Source organism: Bradyrhizobium sp. HKCCYLRH3061 (genome assembly GCF_051168015.1).
Classification (GTDB): Bacteria; Pseudomonadota; Alphaproteobacteria; order Rhizobiales; family Xanthobacteraceae; genus Bradyrhizobium.
The window spans coordinates 197604-215075 of the sequence record NZ_JBNPUE010000013.1; the positions used below are offsets into that span (position 1 = coordinate 197604).

Annotated in this window: 16 protein-coding genes; 12 read left to right on the forward strand and 4 right to left on the reverse strand. The window is 66.6% G+C overall.

The window, feature by feature from the left end:
- Positions 1-130: 130 nt before the first annotated feature.
- The 12 genes from ACQR2C_RS21655 (at position 131) to mmsB (ending at position 13988) form a co-directional block, all read left to right on the forward strand.
- Positions 131-1681, forward strand: coding sequence for a sugar ABC transporter ATP-binding protein (locus ACQR2C_RS21655; RefSeq protein WP_434882066.1), 1551 nt, complete (start codon positions 131-133; stop codon positions 1679-1681).
- Entirely contained in the window at positions 1678-2670 is a 993-nt protein-coding gene (locus ACQR2C_RS21660; protein ID WP_434882067.1) for an ABC transporter permease, read from the forward strand. The genes ACQR2C_RS21655 and ACQR2C_RS21660 overlap by 4 nt, the downstream gene beginning before the upstream one ends.
- A complete protein-coding gene (gene yjfF, locus ACQR2C_RS21665) occupies positions 2667-3662 on the forward strand; it encodes a galactofuranose ABC transporter, permease protein YjfF (protein WP_434882068.1) in 996 nt (331 codons plus the stop codon). Before ACQR2C_RS21660 ends, yjfF begins: the two co-directional genes overlap by 4 nt.
- Positions 3659-4402, forward strand: a complete 744-nt coding sequence (locus ACQR2C_RS21670; protein WP_434882069.1) for a FadR/GntR family transcriptional regulator — start codon at positions 3659-3661, stop codon at positions 4400-4402. The genes yjfF and ACQR2C_RS21670 overlap by 4 nt, the downstream gene beginning before the upstream one ends.
- Entirely contained in the window at positions 4399-6135 is a 1737-nt protein-coding gene (locus ACQR2C_RS21675) for an IlvD/Edd family dehydratase (RefSeq protein WP_315804471.1), read from the forward strand. The genes ACQR2C_RS21670 and ACQR2C_RS21675 overlap by 4 nt, the downstream gene beginning before the upstream one ends.
- Positions 6136-6145: 10 nt before the next feature.
- On the forward strand, positions 6146-7075 hold the full coding sequence (locus ACQR2C_RS21680; RefSeq protein WP_315804472.1) for a dihydrodipicolinate synthase family protein: 930 nt from the start codon (positions 6146-6148) through the stop codon (positions 7073-7075).
- Between the two features lie 2 nt (positions 7076-7077).
- The gene (locus ACQR2C_RS21685; RefSeq protein ID WP_434882070.1) at positions 7078-8004 is read left to right on the forward strand and encodes a Gfo/Idh/MocA family protein; all 927 of its coding nucleotides are present in this window, start codon (positions 7078-7080) and stop codon (positions 8002-8004) included.
- Positions 8005-8008: 4 nt separating this feature from the next.
- A complete protein-coding gene (locus ACQR2C_RS21690) occupies positions 8009-9088 on the forward strand; it encodes an aldose epimerase family protein (RefSeq protein ID WP_434874155.1) in 1080 nt (359 codons plus the stop codon).
- On the forward strand, positions 9088-9969 hold the full coding sequence (locus ACQR2C_RS21695) for an SMP-30/gluconolactonase/LRE family protein (RefSeq protein WP_434882083.1): 882 nt from the start codon (positions 9088-9090) through the stop codon (positions 9967-9969). Before ACQR2C_RS21690 ends, ACQR2C_RS21695 begins: the two co-directional genes overlap by 1 nt.
- A gap of 109 nt (positions 9970-10078) precedes the next feature.
- The gene (gene chvE / locus ACQR2C_RS21700) at positions 10079-11149 is read left to right on the forward strand and encodes a multiple monosaccharide ABC transporter substrate-binding protein (protein WP_315804475.1); all 1071 of its coding nucleotides are present in this window, start codon (positions 10079-10081) and stop codon (positions 11147-11149) included.
- Between the two features lie 76 nt (positions 11150-11225).
- On the forward strand, positions 11226-12776 hold the full coding sequence (mmsA, locus tag ACQR2C_RS21705) for a multiple monosaccharide ABC transporter ATP-binding protein (protein WP_316218647.1): 1551 nt from the start codon (positions 11226-11228) through the stop codon (positions 12774-12776).
- A 21-nt stretch (positions 12777-12797) separates the two neighbouring features.
- Complete coding sequence (gene mmsB / locus ACQR2C_RS21710; protein WP_434882071.1) at positions 12798-13988, forward strand: multiple monosaccharide ABC transporter permease; 1191 nt, start codon at positions 12798-12800, stop codon at positions 13986-13988.
- Between the two features lie 162 nt (positions 13989-14150).
- On the opposite strand, the gene ACQR2C_RS21715 is transcribed toward mmsB, so the two are convergent.
- The 4 genes from ACQR2C_RS21715 to ACQR2C_RS21730 all read right to left on the reverse strand — a co-directional run bounded on the left by ACQR2C_RS21715 (position 14151) and on the right by ACQR2C_RS21730 (position 17421).
- Complete coding sequence (locus ACQR2C_RS21715) at positions 14151-15770, reverse strand: rhodanese-like domain-containing protein (protein ID WP_434882072.1); 1620 nt, start codon at positions 15768-15770, stop codon at positions 14151-14153.
- Positions 15771-15962: 192 nt separating this feature from the next.
- Positions 15963-16154 carry a hypothetical protein gene (locus ACQR2C_RS21720; protein WP_316238436.1) on the reverse strand — a complete coding sequence of 64 codons (192 nt, stop codon included), beginning with the start codon at positions 16152-16154 and terminating at the stop codon, positions 15963-15965.
- 66 nt (positions 16155-16220) lie between these two features.
- A complete protein-coding gene (locus tag ACQR2C_RS21725; RefSeq protein ID WP_315804531.1) occupies positions 16221-16739 on the reverse strand; it encodes a hypothetical protein in 519 nt (172 codons plus the stop codon).
- Between the two features lie 277 nt (positions 16740-17016).
- The gene (locus tag ACQR2C_RS21730; RefSeq protein WP_315804532.1) at positions 17017-17421 is read right to left on the reverse strand and encodes a nuclear transport factor 2 family protein; all 405 of its coding nucleotides are present in this window, start codon (positions 17419-17421) and stop codon (positions 17017-17019) included.
- Between the last annotated feature and the right edge of the window lie 51 nt (positions 17422-17472).

The following is a 17472-nucleotide window of genomic DNA, read 5'->3' on the forward strand; positions in this document are numbered from 1 at the left end:
CCTCAATCGACTATTCCGCGGTATGGGTCCCGGCGTTCGCCGGGACGACGAAATCAGGTGCTGGCGTCCGCTCATTCGGCGGGCGTCAGCTTCCTGGCTGATGTCCAATCGTCGCGCCAAGTAGCTCGTCATGTCTGATCCTTCAGCTCCGCCGGCGACGCGTCCAGCCCTGCTGGAGATCCGCGGCCTGACCAAGAGCTTCGGAGCGCTGAAGGCGCTTGACGACGTCGACTTCACCCTGGGTGAGGGCGAGATCCATGCGCTGCTCGGCGAGAACGGCGCCGGCAAGTCGACCCTGATCAAGGTGGTCACCGGCGTGTTCGCGCGGGACGCCGGCACCGTGCGGCTGGCCGATCGGGAGATCGCGCCGCGCTCGGCCAAGGACGCGGTCGATGCCGGCATCGCCACCGTCTATCAGGAAGTCAATCTGCTGCCGAACCTCTCGGTGGCGCAAAATCTCTATCTCGGCCGGCAGCCAACGCGGTTCGGCGTCGTGCGCGAGGCCGAGATGCGGCGGCGCGCGCACGCGCTGCTGCTGGACTATGGGCTGGACATCGACGTCGGTGCGCCGCTTTCGAGCTACTCGGTCGCGGTCCAGCACATCACGGCGATCGCGCGTGCGGTCGATCTGTCGGCGCGCGTCCTCATTCTCGACGAGCCCACGGCGAGCCTCGACCGCCACGAGGTCGAGATCCTGTTCAAGGTGATGCGAAAGCTCGCGGCTGATGGCATCGGCATCGTGTTCGTCAGCCACTTCCTCGATCAGGTCTACGAGATCTGCGATCGCGTCACCGTGCTGCGCAACGGCCGGCTGATCGGCTCGCGCGACGTCGCCGACCTGCCGCGGCTCGACCTTATCAGAATGATGCTGGGGCGCGAGCTGGCCGAGACCACGCACGAACGCGCGGCGAGCCAGCCCGACACGGCGCGCGAGGTCTGCATCAGTTTCAAGGGCTATGGCAAGCAGGGCTATCTTGCGCCGTTCGATCTCGAACTGCGCCGCGGCGAGGTGGTCGGGCTCGCGGGCCTGCTCGGCTCCGGCCGCACTGAGACGGCGCGGCTGGTGTTCGGGGCCGAACGCGCCGACAGCGGCGAGGCCACCGTCAACGGCGAGACCGTCCGGCTGAATTCGCCGCGCGATGCCGCCGGGCTCGGCTTCGGCTACTGCCCCGAGGAGCGCAAGACCGAGGGCATCGTCGCCGATCTCACCGTGCGCGAGAACATCGTGCTGGCGCTGCAGGCGCGGCGCGGCCTGCACCGGCCGTTGTCGCGGTGCGAGCAGGACGAGATCGCGCTGCGTTACATCCGCATGCTCGACATCCGGCCGCCGGATCCGGAACGTCCCATTGGGCTGCTGTCGGGCGGCAACCAGCAGAAGGCGCTACTGGCGCGCTGGCTCGCGACGTCGCCGAAGCTCCTCGTCCTCGACGAGCCGACGCGCGGCATCGATGTTGGCGCCCATGCCGAGATCATCCGTCTGGTGCGTGAGCTGTGCGAGCAGGGGCTGGCGCTGCTCGTGATCTCCTCGGAGCTCGACGAGATCGTGACCTATTCCAACCGCGTCGTCGTGCTGCGCGACCGCGCCCATGTCGAGGAGCTGAAGGGCGACGCCGTCGAGGTTTCCAGCATTCTTGCGGCGATCGCGGCCGATGGTGAGCCTGTGCGCGAGGCCGTGTCATGATGCTTCGCATTCCGCGCCGTGGTCTCGCGCAGGCGTTCGCGCTGATCGTGATCCTGATCATCGATCGCGCGGTGTCGCCGCAGTTCTTCAATCTCCATCTGCAGGATGGCCGGCTGTTCGGCAGCGTGATCGATGTGCTCAACCGCGGCACGCCGGTGGCGCTGTTGTCGCTCGGCATGGTGCTGGTGATCGCGACCGGAGGCATCGACCTTTCGGTCGGCGCCGTCATGGCGATCGCGGGCGCCACCGCGGCGAGCCTCGCCGATACGCATTCGCTGCCGGTGGTCATCGGCTCCGCGCTCGCTGTCGGTTTGGTGTGCGGGCTGTGGAACGGCGTTCTCGTCGCTGTCCTGCGCATCCAGCCGATCGTCGCCACGTTGATCCTGATGGTGGCGGGCCGCGGCATCGCGCAGTTGATCACCGAAGGGCGCATCGTCACCTTCACCTCGCCCGATCTGGTGCGGATGGGCAACGGCGCCGTGTTGGGCCTGCCGACCCCGGTCGTGATCGCGATCGGCATGCTGCTGCTGACGGGGGCGGTCGTGCGCGGCACCGCGCTCGGGCTCTTGATCGAGGCGACCGGCGGCAACGCGCGCGCCAGCGAGCTGTCGGGCGTCGGCACGCGCGCCATGATCCTGGCGGTCTATGTCTGGTGCGGCCTGTGCGCGTCGCTCGCCGGCGTGATCGCCGCGGCCGACATCATGGGTGCGGACGCCAACAATGCCGGGCTGTGGCTGGAGCTCGACGCGATCCTCGCGGTCGTGATCGGCGGAACCTCGCTGTTCGGCGGCCGCTTCAGCCTGGTGCTGGCGGTGGCCGGCGCACTGATCATCCAGGCCATGAACACCGGCATCCTGTTGTCGGGCTATCCGCCGGAGCTCAATCTGCTGGTCAAGGCCGTGGTCGTTCTCGCCGTCCTGCTGGCGCAGTCGCCGCGGCTCGGCGATCTCTCGCGCTTCACCGCGCGCTGGCGGAGGACCAAGCCATGAAGGCCTCGACCTCGGCTGCGATCACCGCCTTCGTGCTGGTCGCCGGCTTTGCGCTGTGCGCGCTGCAATTCCCGAACATCGCTTCGACCCGCGTCGTCGCCAATCTGCTCACCGACAATGCCTTCCTCGGCATCGTCGCCGCCGGCATGACCTTCGTCATCATCTCCGGCGGCATCGATCTCTCGGTCGGCTCGGTGATCGGCTTCACCACGGTGTTCACGGCGCTGGCGATCGAGCGCTGGGGCATTCCGCCCTTCGCCGCCTTCGCGCTGGTGCTGGTGCTGTGCGCGCTGTTCGGTGCCGCGATGGGCGCGGTCATTCACGTCTTCGATCTGCCGCCCTTCATCGTGACCCTCGCCGGCATGTTCCTGGCGCGCGGCGTCAGCTTCCTGCTGTCGACCGAATCGATTCCGATCACCGCCCCGATCTACAGTGCCGTCTCCGACTTCGCGATCAGGCTGCCAGGCGGCGGACGGCTCACCGCGATTGCGATTGCGATGCTGGTGATCCTGGTGCTCTGCGCGCTGCTGCTGCATTTGACCCGGTTCGGCGCCAACGTCTACGCGCTCGGCGGCAGCCGTGCGGCGACGGCCCTGATGGGCATTCCGGTCGGGCCGATGACGATCCGCATCTATATGCTGTCGAGCGTGCTTGCGGGCCTCGCTGGCATCGTCTTCTCGTTCTACACCGCGGCCGGCTATTCGCTGTCGGCTGTCGGCGTCGAGCTCGATACCATCGCTGCCGTGGTGATCGGCGGAACCTTGTTGACGGGCGGACAGGGCTCGGTCATCGGCACCTTCCTTGGCGTCCTGATCCAGGGCATGATCCAGACCTACATCAATTTCGACGGCACGCTGTCGAGCTGGTGGACCAAGATCGCCACGGGGGTTCTGTTGTTCGTCTTCATTGCGCTGCAGCAAGGTCTGATGGCGCTCGCGCGCCGCTCATCCGTCAAGCCCGCAGGGGCCAAGCCGATGGGGGCGCCGACATGACGGCGTCGCACATCGTCTCGATTCCGACCCGGCGCGCGCATTCCAACCATGCCGAGGTCGCCCGCAGCATCGGCATCGACATCATCTCCGGCCGGTTGGGCGAGGGGGCGCGGCTTCCGGGTGATGCCGAGCTGACCGCGACCTTCGGCGTCTCACGGCCGGTGCTGCGCGAGAGCGTGAAGACCCTCGTTGCAAAAGGTCTGCTGTCGACCAAGGCCCGCGTCGGCACCGTGGTGCGCGGACGCTCGGACTGGAACATGTTCGATCCCGACGTGCTCGCCTGGCACCTCGACGCCGGCATCGACAAGCGCTTCCTCGCCGACCTCGCCGAAATCCGGCTGGCGATCGAGCCGCGCGCCGCGGCGCTCGCGGCCGAACGCCGCACGGAGGACGACGTCGCGGCGATGCGCAAGGCGATGGCGCAGATGGAGCGCGAGCCATCGACATCGGTGGCTTTCGCCGAGGCCGACCTGGCGCTGCACATCGCGATCGCCAACGCCTCGGGCAATCCCTTCATGCGCTCGATCGGCGCCGTCATCGAGGCGGCGTTGCGTGCATCGTTCGTCCTGAGCGCGCCAATCGAGACCGCCGATCGCGACACCGTGCTGGTCTGGCACCAGCGCATCATCGACGCGATCGCGGATGGAAACGCCGAAGGCGCCTCCGAGGCCATGATCGAAGTCATCTACAACGGCCGGCGGCGCCATGCGCAGTCGGCTGCACGAACGGACCAGGAATGAGCAACGACAACGAGAAGAAGACGCTGCGGAGCCAGGCGTGGTTCGGCCGCCAGGACAAGATGGGCTTCTACTATCGCTCGTTCCTGAAGAACAGCGGCACGCCGCAGGATCGCTTCGAGGGCCGTCCGGTCATCGGCATCTGCAACACCTGGTCGGAGCTGACACCCTGCAACGCGCATTTCCGCGTCATCGCCGAGCATGTCCGCCAGGGCGTGCTCGATGCCGGCGGCTATCCGCTGGAGTTTCCGGTCTCCTCGCTCGGCGAGGTGACGATGCGTCCGACCGCGATGCTGTTCCGCAACCTCGCCTCGATGGATGTGGAGGAGGCGATCCGTGCGCATCCGCTCGACGGTGTCGTGCTCTTGATGGGCTGCGACAAGACCACGCCGGCGCTCTTGATGGGCGCGGCCTCCGCCGACCTGCCTGCGATCGGTGTTTCAGGCGGCCCGCAACTGCGCGGCGTCTATCGTGGCCAGATCATCGGCTCCGGCACCAACATCATCTCGATGAGCGAGCAGCTGCGTGCCGGCGAGATCACCTTGAAGGAATTCCACGAGGCCGAGGCCGGCATGAACCGCTCCGCCGGCAGCTGCATGACCATGGGCACGGCCTCGACGATGGCCTCGATGGTCGAGGCACTCGGCATCGGCCTGCCCGAGAATGCCGCGATCCCCGCCGCCGATGCGCGCCGCAACCTGCTGGCCCGCATGGCCGGACGGCGCATCGTCGAGATGGTCGGCGAAGACCTCAAGCCATCGGACATTCTCACCCGGCAGGCGTTCGAGAATGCGATCCGCACGCTCGCGGCGATCGGCGGCTCGACCAACGCTGTGGTGCATCTGCTTGCGATCGCCGGACGTGTCGGCGTTGAGCTCACGCTCGACGACTTCGACCGTCTGTGTCGCGACGTGCACTGCCTGGTCGACCTGATGCCGTCGGGCCGCTTCCTGATGGAGGACTTCTACTACGCCGGCGGCCTGCCGGCGGTGCTGCGTGCGCTCGGCGAGCGCGGCCTGTTGCACAAGGACGCCCGGACCGTCAACGGCAGGACGCTGTGGGACAATGTCGCCGAGGCGCCGAACTACAATGCCGAGGTCATCACGCCGTTCGAGACGCCGTTCAAGACCGAAGCCGGCATCGCGATCCTGACCGGCAACCTCGCCCCCAACGGCGCCGTCATCAAGCCGTCGGCGGCCTCGCCGGAGCTGATGAACCACACCGGACGCGCCGTCGTGTTCGAAAGCGTCGAGGAAATGCACGACGCGGTCGACGACGACAATCTCGACATCGATGCGTCCTGCATCATGGTGCTGAAGAATTGCGGGCCGAAGGGCTATCCGGGCATGGCCGAGGTCGGCAACATGCCACTGCCCGCGAAAGTGCTGCGCCAGGGCGTGCGCGACATGATCCGCATCTCGGACGCACGCATGTCCGGCACGGCGTACGGCACCGTGGTGCTGCATGTCGCCCCGGAAGCCACCGTCGGCGGGCCGCTGGCGCTGGTCAAGAATGGCGACATGATCACGCTGGACGTCGCTGGCCGCCGGCTGCACCTGCATGTCAGCGACGAGGAGCTCGCCGCGCGCCGCGCCGCCTGGACGCCGCCGAAGCCGCATGCGGCCCGCGGCTATCAGAAGCTCTACATCGATCACGTGCTGCAGGCCGATCGCGGCGTCGATTTCGACTTCCTGGTCGGCCGCACCGGCTCGCCCGTGCCGCGCGACAATCACTAAAGAGGTGCCCATGACCGCTTCCGCCAAAAAGCTCTACAAGGGCGTCTTCCCGGTGGCGCCGACCGTGTTCGACGCCGACGGCCGTCTCGACCTCGAGGGCCAGAAGCGCGCGATCGACTTCATGATCGATGCCGGCTCGCACGGCATTTGCATCCTCGCCAACTTCTCCGAGCAGTTCGTGCTGACCGACGACGAGCGCGATCTGGTCATGACGACCGTGCTGGAGCATGTCGCCGGCCGCGTGCCGATCATCGTCACGACGACGCATTTCTCGACCTTTGTCTGCGCCGAGCGCTCGCGCCGGGCGCAGGAGAGGGGCGCCGCCATGGTCATGGTGATGCCGCCCTACCACGGCGCGACCTTCCGCGTGCCGGATAGCTCGATCTACGAGTTCTATCGCGGCGTGTCGGACGCGATCTCGATCCCGATCATGGTGCAGGATGCGCCGGTCGCCGGCACGCCGCTGTCGGTGCCGTTCTTGGCGCGCATGGCCAAGGAGATCGAGAACCTCGCTTATTTCAAGATCGAGGTGCCGCGCGCGGCGGACAAGCTGCGGGCGCTGATCGAGGCCGGCGGCGTGGCGATTGAAGGCCCGTGGGATGGCGAGGAGGCGATCACCCTGATGGCCGACCTCGATGCCGGCGCCACCGGCGCGATGACCGGCGGCGGCTATCCCGACGGCATCCGCAAGATCATCGATCCGTATTTCGCGGGCGACCGCGAGGCCGCGGCCGCAGCCTATGAGCGCTGGTTGCCGCTGATCAACTACGAGAACCGGCAGTGCGGCCTTGCGACCTGCAAGATCCTGATGAAGGCGGGCGGCGTGATCAAGCACGACACGCTGCGCGCGCCGCAGCCGCCGATCCATCCGGCGACACAGAAGGGTCTGATCGAGATCGCGCGCCGGCTCGACCCGGTCGTGCTGCGCTGGGGACGCTAGAGATGAGCGAGCTTCGTGTCGCCATCGTCGGCTTCGGCAAGATCGCCAGGGATCAGCACGTGCCGGCCATCGCCGCCACCGAGGGCGTGACCTTGACGGCCGTCGCAAGCCGTAACGCCTCGCTGCCCGGCCTGCCGCATTTCGGCACCATCGAGGAACTGCTGCGCGATGGTCCCGAGATCGACGCGGTTGCGTTGTGCACGCCGCCGCAGGTGCGCCGTGCGCAGGCGCTGGCGGCGCTCGAGGCCGGCAAGCATGTGATGCTGGAAAAGCCGCCCGGTGCTGCCGTCAGCGAGCTCGATCCGCTGATTGCACTCGCCGCCGCAAAGGGGCGCACGCTGTTCGCGACCTGGCATTCGCGCTACGCGCCCGCAGTCGAGCCGGCGCGGCAATGGCTGTCACAGCGTCGGATCCGCAGCGTGCGGATCGACTGGAAGGAGGACGTGCGTGTCTGGCATCCCGGCCAGGCCTGGATCTGGGAGCCGGGCGGTCTCGGCGTGTTCGATCCCGGCATCAACGCACTGTCGATCCTGACCCGCATCCTGCCCGAGCCGGTGTTCCTGACCGAGGCCGAGCTGTCGTTTCCGTCCAACCGCCAGGCGCCGATCGCGGCCAACCTGTCGTTGTCGACAGCCAGCGAGCTGCCGATCGCGGCCGAGTTCGACTTCCGCCAGACCGGGCCGCAGAGCTGGGACATCCGGATCGAGACCGACGCCGGGCAACTCAAGCTGTCGCTAGGCGGCGCGCGGATGACCGCGGATGACCAAGTGATGATCGACGAGAAGGAGCGCGAATATCCCGGCCTCTATCGCCGCTTCGTCGAGCTGACGAAGACCGGCGCTGGTGACGTCGATCTCGCGCCGCTGCGGCTGGTGGCCGACGCGTTCCTGCTCGGCCGCCGCCACTTCGTCGAGCCGTTCGAGGACTAGAGCGATGGCAGAGGCTGATATCACCAGGGATGTGTTTGGCAGCCTGCCGGACGGCCGCGAGGTCGAGCGCGTCACCTTGCGTGGCGCCGACGGCTTCGAGGCGCGGATCATCACCTACGGAGCGGTACTGCAGGCGCTGCTGGTGCCGGATGCGCAGGGCGTCGTCGACGACGTGGTGCTCGGTCATGACGACCTGCTGAGCTACTTGCTGCTCCGGAAATTTTTCGGCGCGACGGTCGGACGCTACGCCAACCGCATCGCCAAGGCACGTTTCGTGCTCGATGGTCAGGACATCCGTTTGGAAGCGAATAATGGCGCGCACGCCTTGCATGGCGGCCCTGACGGCTTCGACCGCAAGCTCTGGCAGATCGTCGCCACCGAAGACGGCGACCAGCCCTCGGTCACGATGCTCTATGTCAGCCCCGACGGCGAGGCTAACTATCCGGGGCGGCTCGACGTCCGTGTCACCTATCAGTTGACCGGGCCGATGGAGCTGGCTGTCAGCTTCAGCGCCCGGACCACCCGGACGACGGTGGTCAACCTGACCAATCACAGCTTCTTCAATCTCGACGGCCTGGCCGCCGGCACCGATATTCTCGATCACCGTCTGACGCTCGCTGCGGACCACTACCTGGCGATCGACGAAACGGCGATCCCGCTGGAGGGGCCGCCGCACAGCGTTGTTGGTACGCCGTTCGATTTCCGCGACGCGCATGCGATCGGCGCGCGCATTCGTGCCGACGATGCGCAGATCAGATGCGGCCGCGGCTATGACCACAATTTCTGTCTGCGCGCCGGCGACGGCGTGCGCTTCGCGGCACGGATCGAGTCGCGGCGGTCGGGACGGATCATGGAGTTGCTCACCGATCAGCCGGGCCTGCAGGTCTATTCCGGCAACTATATTGACGCGACCGTGAGCGGCAAGGGCCGCGTCTATCGCCAATCCGACGCGCTCTGCCTGGAGCCGCAGGTCTGGCCGGACAGTCCGAACCGTCCGGATTTTCCGAGCGCACGTCTCGCGCCCGACGACGTCTACAAGCACGAGACGGTGTATCGCTTCTCGATCGCGGGAGCGTCGACATGATGGAGCAGGTGCCGACCACGATCCTTTGCGACGAGCGCTGCCATCTCGGCGAGGGGCCGACCTACGATCCTCACACCGACACCGCCTGGTGGTTCGACATCCGCGAAGGCCTGCTGTTCGAGGCCAATATCGGTAGCGGCGACGTCCGACGCCACGGGCTCGGCAGGATGGCGAGCGCGCTCGGCCGCATCGATGCCGTGAGGCAGTTGATCGTCGCCGAGGACGGACTCTATGTCCGCACCGTCGCCGACGGCGCGCTGTCGCTGTTCCTGCCGCTCGAGGCCGACAATCCTGCGACGCGGTCGAACGACTCGCGGGTCCATCCCTCCGGGACGTTCTGGATCGGCACCATGGGGCGCAACGCCGAGTGCGGCCTGGGCTCGATCTATGCGCTGCATCGCGGTGAGATCATCCGCCTGTTCCCCAACGTCACCATTCCCAACGCAATCTGCTTCTCGCCGGATGGCGCGATCGGCTATTTCGCCGATACGGACGAGAACGTGCTCTACCGCGTCGCGCTCGACCCGACGACCGGCCTGCCGCGCGGCGAGCCGGAGGTGCTGCTGCGCCATGCCGGCGTCGGCGGGCTCGACGGTGCCGTCGTCGACGCCGAGGGGCGGATCTGGAACGCGCGCTGGGGCGGCGGTTGTGTCGATGTCTACAGCCCGCAGGGCGAGCATCTGCGCTGCATCGCGGTTCCGGCCAGCCAGGCGAGCTGCCCGGCCTTCGTCGGTCCCGGTCTGTCGCGCCTGCTGGTCACGTCGGCCTGGCAGGACATGGACGCGGCGGCCAAGGCGGCCGACCCCGGCCACGGCCAGACTTTCCTGCTTGAGGTCGGCGCCCGCGGTCGCGCCGAGCCTGACGTGAAGCTGTCGATCTGAGAGGAGGAACAATCGAGTCGAGCGTCGTTCAGCCTAACAGCTATCTGGTATCAAGATACGCAATCGCGTATTCCTAGTTCAAATCTGAAAATCTTAGAGGGAGTGAAGCATGCTGAATTTCAAGACCATCATGGCCGCCGCGCTGGCCGGCCTCGGCGCCGTGGCGCTGTCCAGCGCCGCAATGGCGCAGGGCAAGGCAACCGTCGGCATCGCGATGCCGACCAAGTCCTCGGCGCGCTGGATCGACGACGGCAACAACATCGTGAAGGTGCTGAAGGAGCGCGGCTACAACACCGACCTGCAATATGCCGAGGACGACATCCCGAACCAGCTCTCGCAGGTCGAGAACATGGTCACCAAGGGCGCCAAGGTGCTGGTCATCGCCGCGATCGACGGCACCACGCTGTCCGACGCGCTGAAGCAGGCCAAGGAGAAGGGCGTCACCGTCATCGCTTATGACCGCCTGATCCGCGACACGCCGAATGTCGACTACTACGCGACCTTCGACAATTTCCAGGTCGGCGTGCTGCAGGCGCAGTCGATCGTCGACAAGCTCGGCCTGAAGGACGGCAAGGGCCCGTTCAACATCGAGCTGTTCGGCGGCTCGCCGGACGACAACAACGCCTACTTCTTCTACAACGGCTCGATGTCGGTGCTGCAGCCGTACATCGACTCGGGCAAGCTCAAGGTTGCGTCCGGCCAGATGGGCATGGACAAGGTCGCGACCCTGCGCTGGGACGGCGCCACCGCCCAGGCCCGCATGGACAACCTGCTCAGTGCCTATTACGGCAACAAGCGTGTCGACGCGGTGCTGTCGCCCTATGACGGCCTCTCGATCGGCATCATCTCGTCGCTGAAGGGCGTCGGCTATGGCAGCGGCAACCAGCCGATGCCGGTCATCTCAGGCCAGGACGCCGAGGTGCCGTCGGTCAAGGCGATCCTGCGCGGCGACCAGTACTCGACGATCTTCAAGGACACCCGCGACCTCGCCAAGGTGACCGCCGATATGGTCGATGCCGTGCTCAACGGCAAGCAGGTGCAGGTCAACGACACCAAGACCTACAACAACGGCGTCAAGGTCGTTCCCGCTTATCTGCTCAAGCCGGTCGTGGTCGACAAGAGCAATTGGGAGAAGGTCCTGATCGAGGGCGGCTACTACAAGAAGTCGCAAGTCGAGTGATCACCGGTGGCCGGCGAGCGCGGTCATGCGCTCGCCGGCCACCTCCAAGACGGCTCAAGTTGCGGGATACAGAGCGATGACGGCAATCCTCGAAATGCGCGGCGTCAGCAAGAGCTTCGTGGGCGTGCAGGCGCTGCGCGACGTCAGCTTCACGGTCGAGGCGGGCGAGATCCACGCTTTGGTCGGCGAGAACGGCGCCGGCAAGTCGACCCTGATGAAGGTGCTGAGCGGCGTCTATCCGTACGGTCGCTATGAGGGCCAGATCATCTTCGAGGGCGAGGAGCGGCGATTCCGCGACATCAACGATTCCGAGGCGCTCGGCATCATCATCATCCACCAGGAGCTTGCGCTGATCCCGCTGATGTCCATCGCCGAGAACATCTTCCTGTCGCATGCGCCGCAGCGCTTCGGCGTCATCGACCGCGACGAGGTCTACCGGCGCACCCAGCAATTGCTGGCCCAGGTCGGCCTGAAGGAATCGCCGGATACACTGATCACTGATCTCGGTGTCGGCAAGCAGCAGCTCGTGGAGATCGCCAAGGCGCTGTCCAAGCGCGTCAAGCTCTTGATCCTGGACGAGCCGACGGCGAGCCTGAACGAGGCCGACAGCCAGGCGCTGCTCGACCGCCTCGTCGCCTTCCGCGAGCAGGGCATCTCCTCGATCCTGATCACGCACAAGCTCAACGAGGTCGCCCGCGTCGCCGACCGCATCACGGTGCTGCGCGACGGGCGCAGCGTCGACAGCATCGACTGCCGCGCCGAGCCGGTCCTGGAGGACCGCATCATCAAGAGCATGGTCAATCGCGACATGGCGCACCGCTTCCCGGAGCGGCAACCCAAGATCGGCGAGCCCGTGTTCACGGTCGAGAACTGGTCGGTCTACCACCCGCAGCATACCGATCGGCAGGTGATCAAGAACGTCGACTTCCAGGTCCGCCGCGGCGAGATCGTCGGCATCGCCGGCCTGATGGGGGCGGGGCGCACCGAATTCGCCATGAGCCTGTTCGGCCGCTCCTGGGGCATCAACATCACCGGCCGCGCCCGGCTCGAAGGCCACGACGTCCATCTCACCAGCGTCCCGGCGGCGATCGATGCCGGCCTCGCCTATGTCACCGAAGACCGCAAGCAGCTCGGCCTGATCCTGGCCGACGACGTCCGCAAGAACATCACCCTGGCGTCTCTCTCCCAGGTCGCGCCGAAGGGCGTGATCGACGACATCGCCGAGCTCAAGGCGGCGTCCGGTTACCGCGGCCGGATGCGGATTCGCTGCTCGGACGTCTACCAGGAGGCCGGCCAGCTCTCCGGCGGCAACCAGCAGAAGGTCGTGCTGTCGAAATGGCTGATGACAGATCCCAAGGTCTTGATCCTGGACGAGCCGACGCGCGGCATCGACGTTGGCGCAAAGTACGAGATTTACTGTATCATCCAGGAGCTCGCTGATGCCGGCCGGGGTGTGGTGGTGATCTCCTCGGAGATGCCGGAGCTGCTCGGGATCTGCGACCGCATCTGCGTGATGAATGACGGCGCCTTCGTCGGCGAGTTCGCCGGGCCGGAGGCGACGCAGGAAAAGATCATGCGCGCCATCATGCGCAACGAAACCATCAAGAACCAGGAGACGGCCGCGTAAGCGGCCGGGAGGACGCCAGCAATGACCGACAAGACGGTTTCGCTCCCGGAGGAGAAGTCGCACAGCGGCTTCCTGAAGAACAATCTGCGCAGCTACGGCATGCTGCTGTCGCTGTTCGTGATCATGCTGTTCTTCCAGTTCATGACGGACGGCACCCTGCTGCAGCCGCTCAACCTCACCAACCTGGTGCTGCAGAACAGCTACATCGTCATCATGGCGCTGGGCATGCTGCTGGTGATCGTCACCGGGCACATCGACCTGTCGGTCGGCTCGGTCGCGGGCTTCGTCGGCGCGGTCGCCGCCGTGCTGATGGTGCGCTATCACGTCGACTTCCCGCTCGCGATCATTGCCTGCCTGATCGTCGGCGCCGCGATCGGCGCCGCGCAGGGCTATTGGGTGGCCTATTTCGGCATTCCCTCCTTCATCGTGACCCTGGCGGGCATGCTGGTGTTCAAGGGGCTGGCGCTGGCGCTGCTGCAGGGGCAGTCGGTCGGGCCGTTCCCGGGCACGTTCCAGAAGCTGTCGTCCGGCTTCATCCCTGAGTTCATGCCGAGCGCGGCGCACCTCTATCCGACGTCGCTCGCGATCGGCGCGGTGCTGACGCTCATCCTGGTCTATGCCAGCGTCAAGGGCCGCGCGCGCGAGGTGGAGCACGGCATCGCGGTCGAGCCGTTCGGCTTCTTCGCCGCCAAGAACGTCGTGCTGGCCGGCGCCCTGATGTATTTCACCTATCTGATCGCCTCGCATCGCGGCCTGCCCAACGTGCTGGTCATCATGACCGCGCTGATCGCGCTCTACGGCTTCATGACCCGCCGCACCGTGGTCGGCCGGCAGATCTATGCGGTCGGCGGCAACGCCAAGGCCGCCAAGCTGTCGGGCATCAAGACCGAGCGGCTGGTGTTCATGACCTTCGTCAACATGGGTGTGCTGGCGGCACTGGCCGGCCTGATCTTTGCCGCGCGTCTCAACACGGCGACGCCGAAGGCCGGTCTCGGGTTTGAGCTCGACGTCATCGCGGCGTGCTTCATCGGTGGCGCCTCGGCCTATGGCGGCGTGGGGCGGGTCGGCGGCGCTGTCATCGGCGCCATGATCATGGGCGTGATGAACAACGGCATGTCCATCCTCGGCATCGGCATCGACTATCAGCAGGTCATCAAGGGCCTGGTGCTGCTCGGCGCCGTCTGCATCGACGTCTACAACCAGCGCCGCTGAGTTCGGCGCGCAGCGTCCGGCGACGCTGCGAGGTAGGGTGGGCAAAGCGCCGCCGCAAGGCGGCGCGTGCCCACCATGTTTCGGCACCCTCGTAGCAAAATGGTGGGCAAAGGCGCATTCGCTTTGCGAATGCGCCTTTGCCCACCATACGGTTCGATCGACCTACACCACGTGGAAATTCGACACGCTATCGTTGGCGAGCTGGGCGACGAGCTGCAGCTCCCAGTCGATATAGGCCTGCATCGCTTCGGCCGCGTTGTCGGTGCCCTCATAGGGCCGCTTGTAGACGTCGTCGGCAGGCGAGATCCGGGACTGCCGCTCCGTCTCCAATGCGTGACCCGCGGCCGTCCATGCGCGCGTGCCACCTGAAAGCACGCGGACCTCGCGCGGCGTCGCAGCCCGTGCGTCGGCCAGCGCGAAAGCCGCCTCGGCGCCGTCATCGCTGGTCAGCACGATTGCGCTACTGCCGGGCAGCTTGGCCAGATCGTTGGCAAAGCGCGACGCCAGCACGAAATGTGCGCCGGGAATGTGCCCGGCCTTGTAGCTCGGACTGCGTGTGAGATCGACGATGGTCCACGCCGCCGCATCGGCCGCGAGTTGCTCGGCGCTGATGGTCGCTTCGCCAAGTTGCGGCAGCGGCGGCCGGCGTGCGGCGCGGATTTCGGTTTCGGTGGCTGCAACGACATCCGGTCCCACGACCGACACCTCCCAGCCCATCTGCTTGAGCCACGACGCCGTCATGCGCGCGCGCACGCCGTCATCATCGAACAGCACCAGGCGGGCGCCGCGCACGCCGACCCATTCGTCGATCGCCTGCACGAGCTGGCCGCCCGGCGCCGACGCGAAGCCGGCGGGATGCGAGCTGGCATATTCCTCGGGCGTGCGAACGTCGAGGCAATACAGCGTGCGCGTCCCGGCCTCGGCCTGATGGCGCGCGAAGGTCGCGGCATCCAGCACGCCGACGCCGACGCGCTCGGCCCAGGCCTTGGCATCAGCCAGCGCGGTCGCGTAGCTCGCCGCTGGCCGCTCCAGCATGCGCGCGGTCCTGCCGCGTTCGACCTGATGGCCGGCCAGCGTCCAGCCGATCGTGCCGTTGCGCAGCGCATAGATCCTGTTCGGCAGCCCGGCATTGATCAGCGACTGCGTGCCGATGATCGAGCGCGTGCGTCCGGCGCAGTTGACGATGATCGTGGTGTCGGGCGACGGCGCGATCTCGCGCGCCCGGAACGCCAGCTCGCCGCCGGGGACGCTGACCCCGCGCGGAATGCTCATGGTGCGGTATTCCTCGAAGCGGCGGGCATCGAGCACGACCAGGTTCGACTCGCGCTCGATCAGGGCCTTGGCTTCGTCGGCCGACAGCGACGGCGTGTGCCTGATCGCCTCGACCAGTTCGCCGAACGCCTTGCTCGGCACGTTGACGTCGCGGAACACCTCGCCATGGCGCGCATAGCCGGACAGTCCGCCATCGAGGACCGACACGTCAGTGTAGCCCAGCGCCCGGATGCGCGGCACCGCGCGCGCGGCATAGCCTTCGTCATCGTCATAGACGACGACAGGCACGTTTAGCCGCGGCACGAGATCGAGGATGCGCAGCTCGATCTGCGACAGCGGCAGCGACACCGCGAAGAACGGGTGCGACAGCGAATAGGGGCCTTCCTCGCGGACGTCGAGCAGCGCCACCTCCTCGCCGGCGCGCCAGCGCCGCCGCAACTCGGTCGGAGCCATCAGGCGCGGCTGATCAGATGCATTCGGGAACAGGCGAGAAGGCGTCGGCGATGTCATTCGGGAGTCCGCAGGTGAGCTCCGCCGCGGCTTCCGGAACCGTTCATGCGTCCGTGGAGCAAACCTGCGGCATGGAGCGGCAATCACGGTGCGCAGCCCGGGCCGGGGCGCATGGGATGTCGCACCTGTGTGGCGGCATGGCGGCCGTTTGTCCAGCCCGCCGCCCCTGATTGCGCTCGGCAGCAGCGCCGGTCAGACGTGCGGTCCCAGCATGGCGATGTAGAACAGGTCCTCGCTCGAGAGCCCGGCGGACCGCCGCGGAAGAACGGCGGCGTTTCGTCCGGTCGTTCTCTGCTCCGACATGCGCTCGGAACGGAAGCTGCCGAGCCAGCCTTCAAACCACGAGACGTAGCGCACGAGATCCTCCGCAACTGCTGTGGCCACTCGACTATCACGCGGCAGGACTGCCTGGACAAGGGCCGTTGATGCCGTCGCCCCGACTTTGACAAATCATGCTCGCTGTAACGCCTCGCCGGCAAATTCCTTTCCCGCTGCGCGTTCGTCGCAGAGCTCTGCTTCTCCACCGGAGGCGTGAACGTCGCCATTCCGTCCCATCAGGTCGTCATGCCAATGGGTACGGAACGCCATCCAAGAGGCGTGATCCTGGAACGCGACCTCGGCGAACCACTCGACCGTGACTGCGCCGCTCGGCCAGTAGCGTTCCTGGTCATGCCAGCACACCACCGGCCAGCGCGGATTGCGATAGGAGCGGCCGGTCTCATCATGCAGCGAGGGACGGCCGAGGTGATCGATCAGCCACGCCATCACCTCGGGCAGGAACGTCGCGGCAAACGACACGCCGTGGCGTCCGAGCCGTTGCGGCATCCGCATGACGCGCTGATCGATGATGGCGAACGCCGGCGGCACGGCACCGACGTTGAACTGCCTGATCATCAGCAAGCGGAAGCCGCAGTCGCAGAGCTCGGCGGGAACGGCGTGGATCGCGGTCGGCTGTAGCGGAGCCGTGATGTTCATCCCAGTGCTCCCCGCGCCTGGCCGAACGTGAGGTCGATGGCGTGCTGCAACGCTGTGCGCGTCGGCACATCGCTGCGCTTCAGATAGGCGGTCAGAACGCGTGCCATCCCGTGTCTCCCGTCGGCATCTGCACACTGCTGGTCGCAGCCTTCGCAGATCGCCTTGCGTGGAGACGGACATCCGGTCCGAATCCGACGCGACGAAAATCAACAATCTCCGACATTGCTGCCGGTCAGGGAGGACACATCAAGTTTCGTGCCAGATGCGACGATCAGTGGAGGCGATGGCCGTCGGCGTCGTCTTCCGGTGTCGCGAGCTGCGCGATCGGGCTGGATTGGTGGTGGATCATCCGCCAGGCGCCGTCGATGCGCGCAAAGTGATTGGCCGCGGCGAGCGCCGCGCCATCCACCAGCTCGATGCAGAGCACGTGACCATGATCGCCGCTGACGATCGCGTGCGGATCCGCACAGACGATGTTCGGCCGGCCCGGGTTGGCGAGGATATCGCGCCAGCTGCCGATCACGGCGGCGCGGCCGACGATCGCCGGCCAGCCGGGATGAATGCAGGAGATACCGTCGCGATCGGCCCAGAGGGCGACGAGCGCCGCGAAATCACCGTCCGTGAAGGCAGCATAGAAGGCCGCATTGGCGGCCAGGATCTCGCGCTCGTCGCTCATTGTGATGAGGTGAGCCAAGCCGTTGCGAAAATCAAGCAATGTTTGGAAACG

What these genes read in the sequence shown, in the direction of transcription:
- mmsA (WP_316218647.1), top strand. Translation starts at nt 11,226, where the DNA reads ATGACGGCAATCCTCGAAATGCGCGGCGTCAGCAAGAGCTTCGTGGGC.
- ACQR2C_RS21660 (WP_434882067.1), top strand. Translation starts at nt 1,678, where the DNA reads ATGATGCTTCGCATTCCGCGCCGTGGTCTCGCGCAGGCGTTCGCGCTG.
- ACQR2C_RS21675 (WP_315804471.1), top strand. Translation starts at nt 4,399, where the DNA reads ATGAGCAACGACAACGAGAAGAAGACGCTGCGGAGCCAGGCGTGGTTC.
- ACQR2C_RS21685 (WP_434882070.1), top strand. Translation starts at nt 7,078, where the DNA reads ATGAGCGAGCTTCGTGTCGCCATCGTCGGCTTCGGCAAGATCGCCAGG.
- ACQR2C_RS21670 (WP_434882069.1), top strand. Translation starts at nt 3,659, where the DNA reads ATGACGGCGTCGCACATCGTCTCGATTCCGACCCGGCGCGCGCATTCC.
- ACQR2C_RS21695 (WP_434882083.1), top strand. Translation starts at nt 9,088, where the DNA reads ATGGAGCAGGTGCCGACCACGATCCTTTGCGACGAGCGCTGCCATCTC.
- ACQR2C_RS21680 (WP_315804472.1), top strand. Translation starts at nt 6,146, where the DNA reads ATGACCGCTTCCGCCAAAAAGCTCTACAAGGGCGTCTTCCCGGTGGCG.
- ACQR2C_RS21655 (WP_434882066.1), top strand. Translation starts at nt 131, where the DNA reads ATGTCTGATCCTTCAGCTCCGCCGGCGACGCGTCCAGCCCTGCTGGAG.
- ACQR2C_RS21730 (WP_315804532.1), bottom strand. Translation starts at nt 17,421, where the DNA reads ATGAGCGACGAGCGCGAGATCCTGGCCGCCAATGCGGCCTTCTATGCT.
- ACQR2C_RS21715 (WP_434882072.1), bottom strand. Translation starts at nt 15,770, where the DNA reads ATGACATCGCCGACGCCTTCTCGCCTGTTCCCGAATGCATCTGATCAG.
- mmsB (WP_434882071.1), top strand. Translation starts at nt 12,798, where the DNA reads ATGACCGACAAGACGGTTTCGCTCCCGGAGGAGAAGTCGCACAGCGGC.
- chvE (WP_315804475.1), top strand. Translation starts at nt 10,079, where the DNA reads ATGCTGAATTTCAAGACCATCATGGCCGCCGCGCTGGCCGGCCTCGGC.
- ACQR2C_RS21690 (WP_434874155.1), top strand. Translation starts at nt 8,009, where the DNA reads ATGGCAGAGGCTGATATCACCAGGGATGTGTTTGGCAGCCTGCCGGAC.
- yjfF (WP_434882068.1), top strand. Translation starts at nt 2,667, where the DNA reads ATGAAGGCCTCGACCTCGGCTGCGATCACCGCCTTCGTGCTGGTCGCC.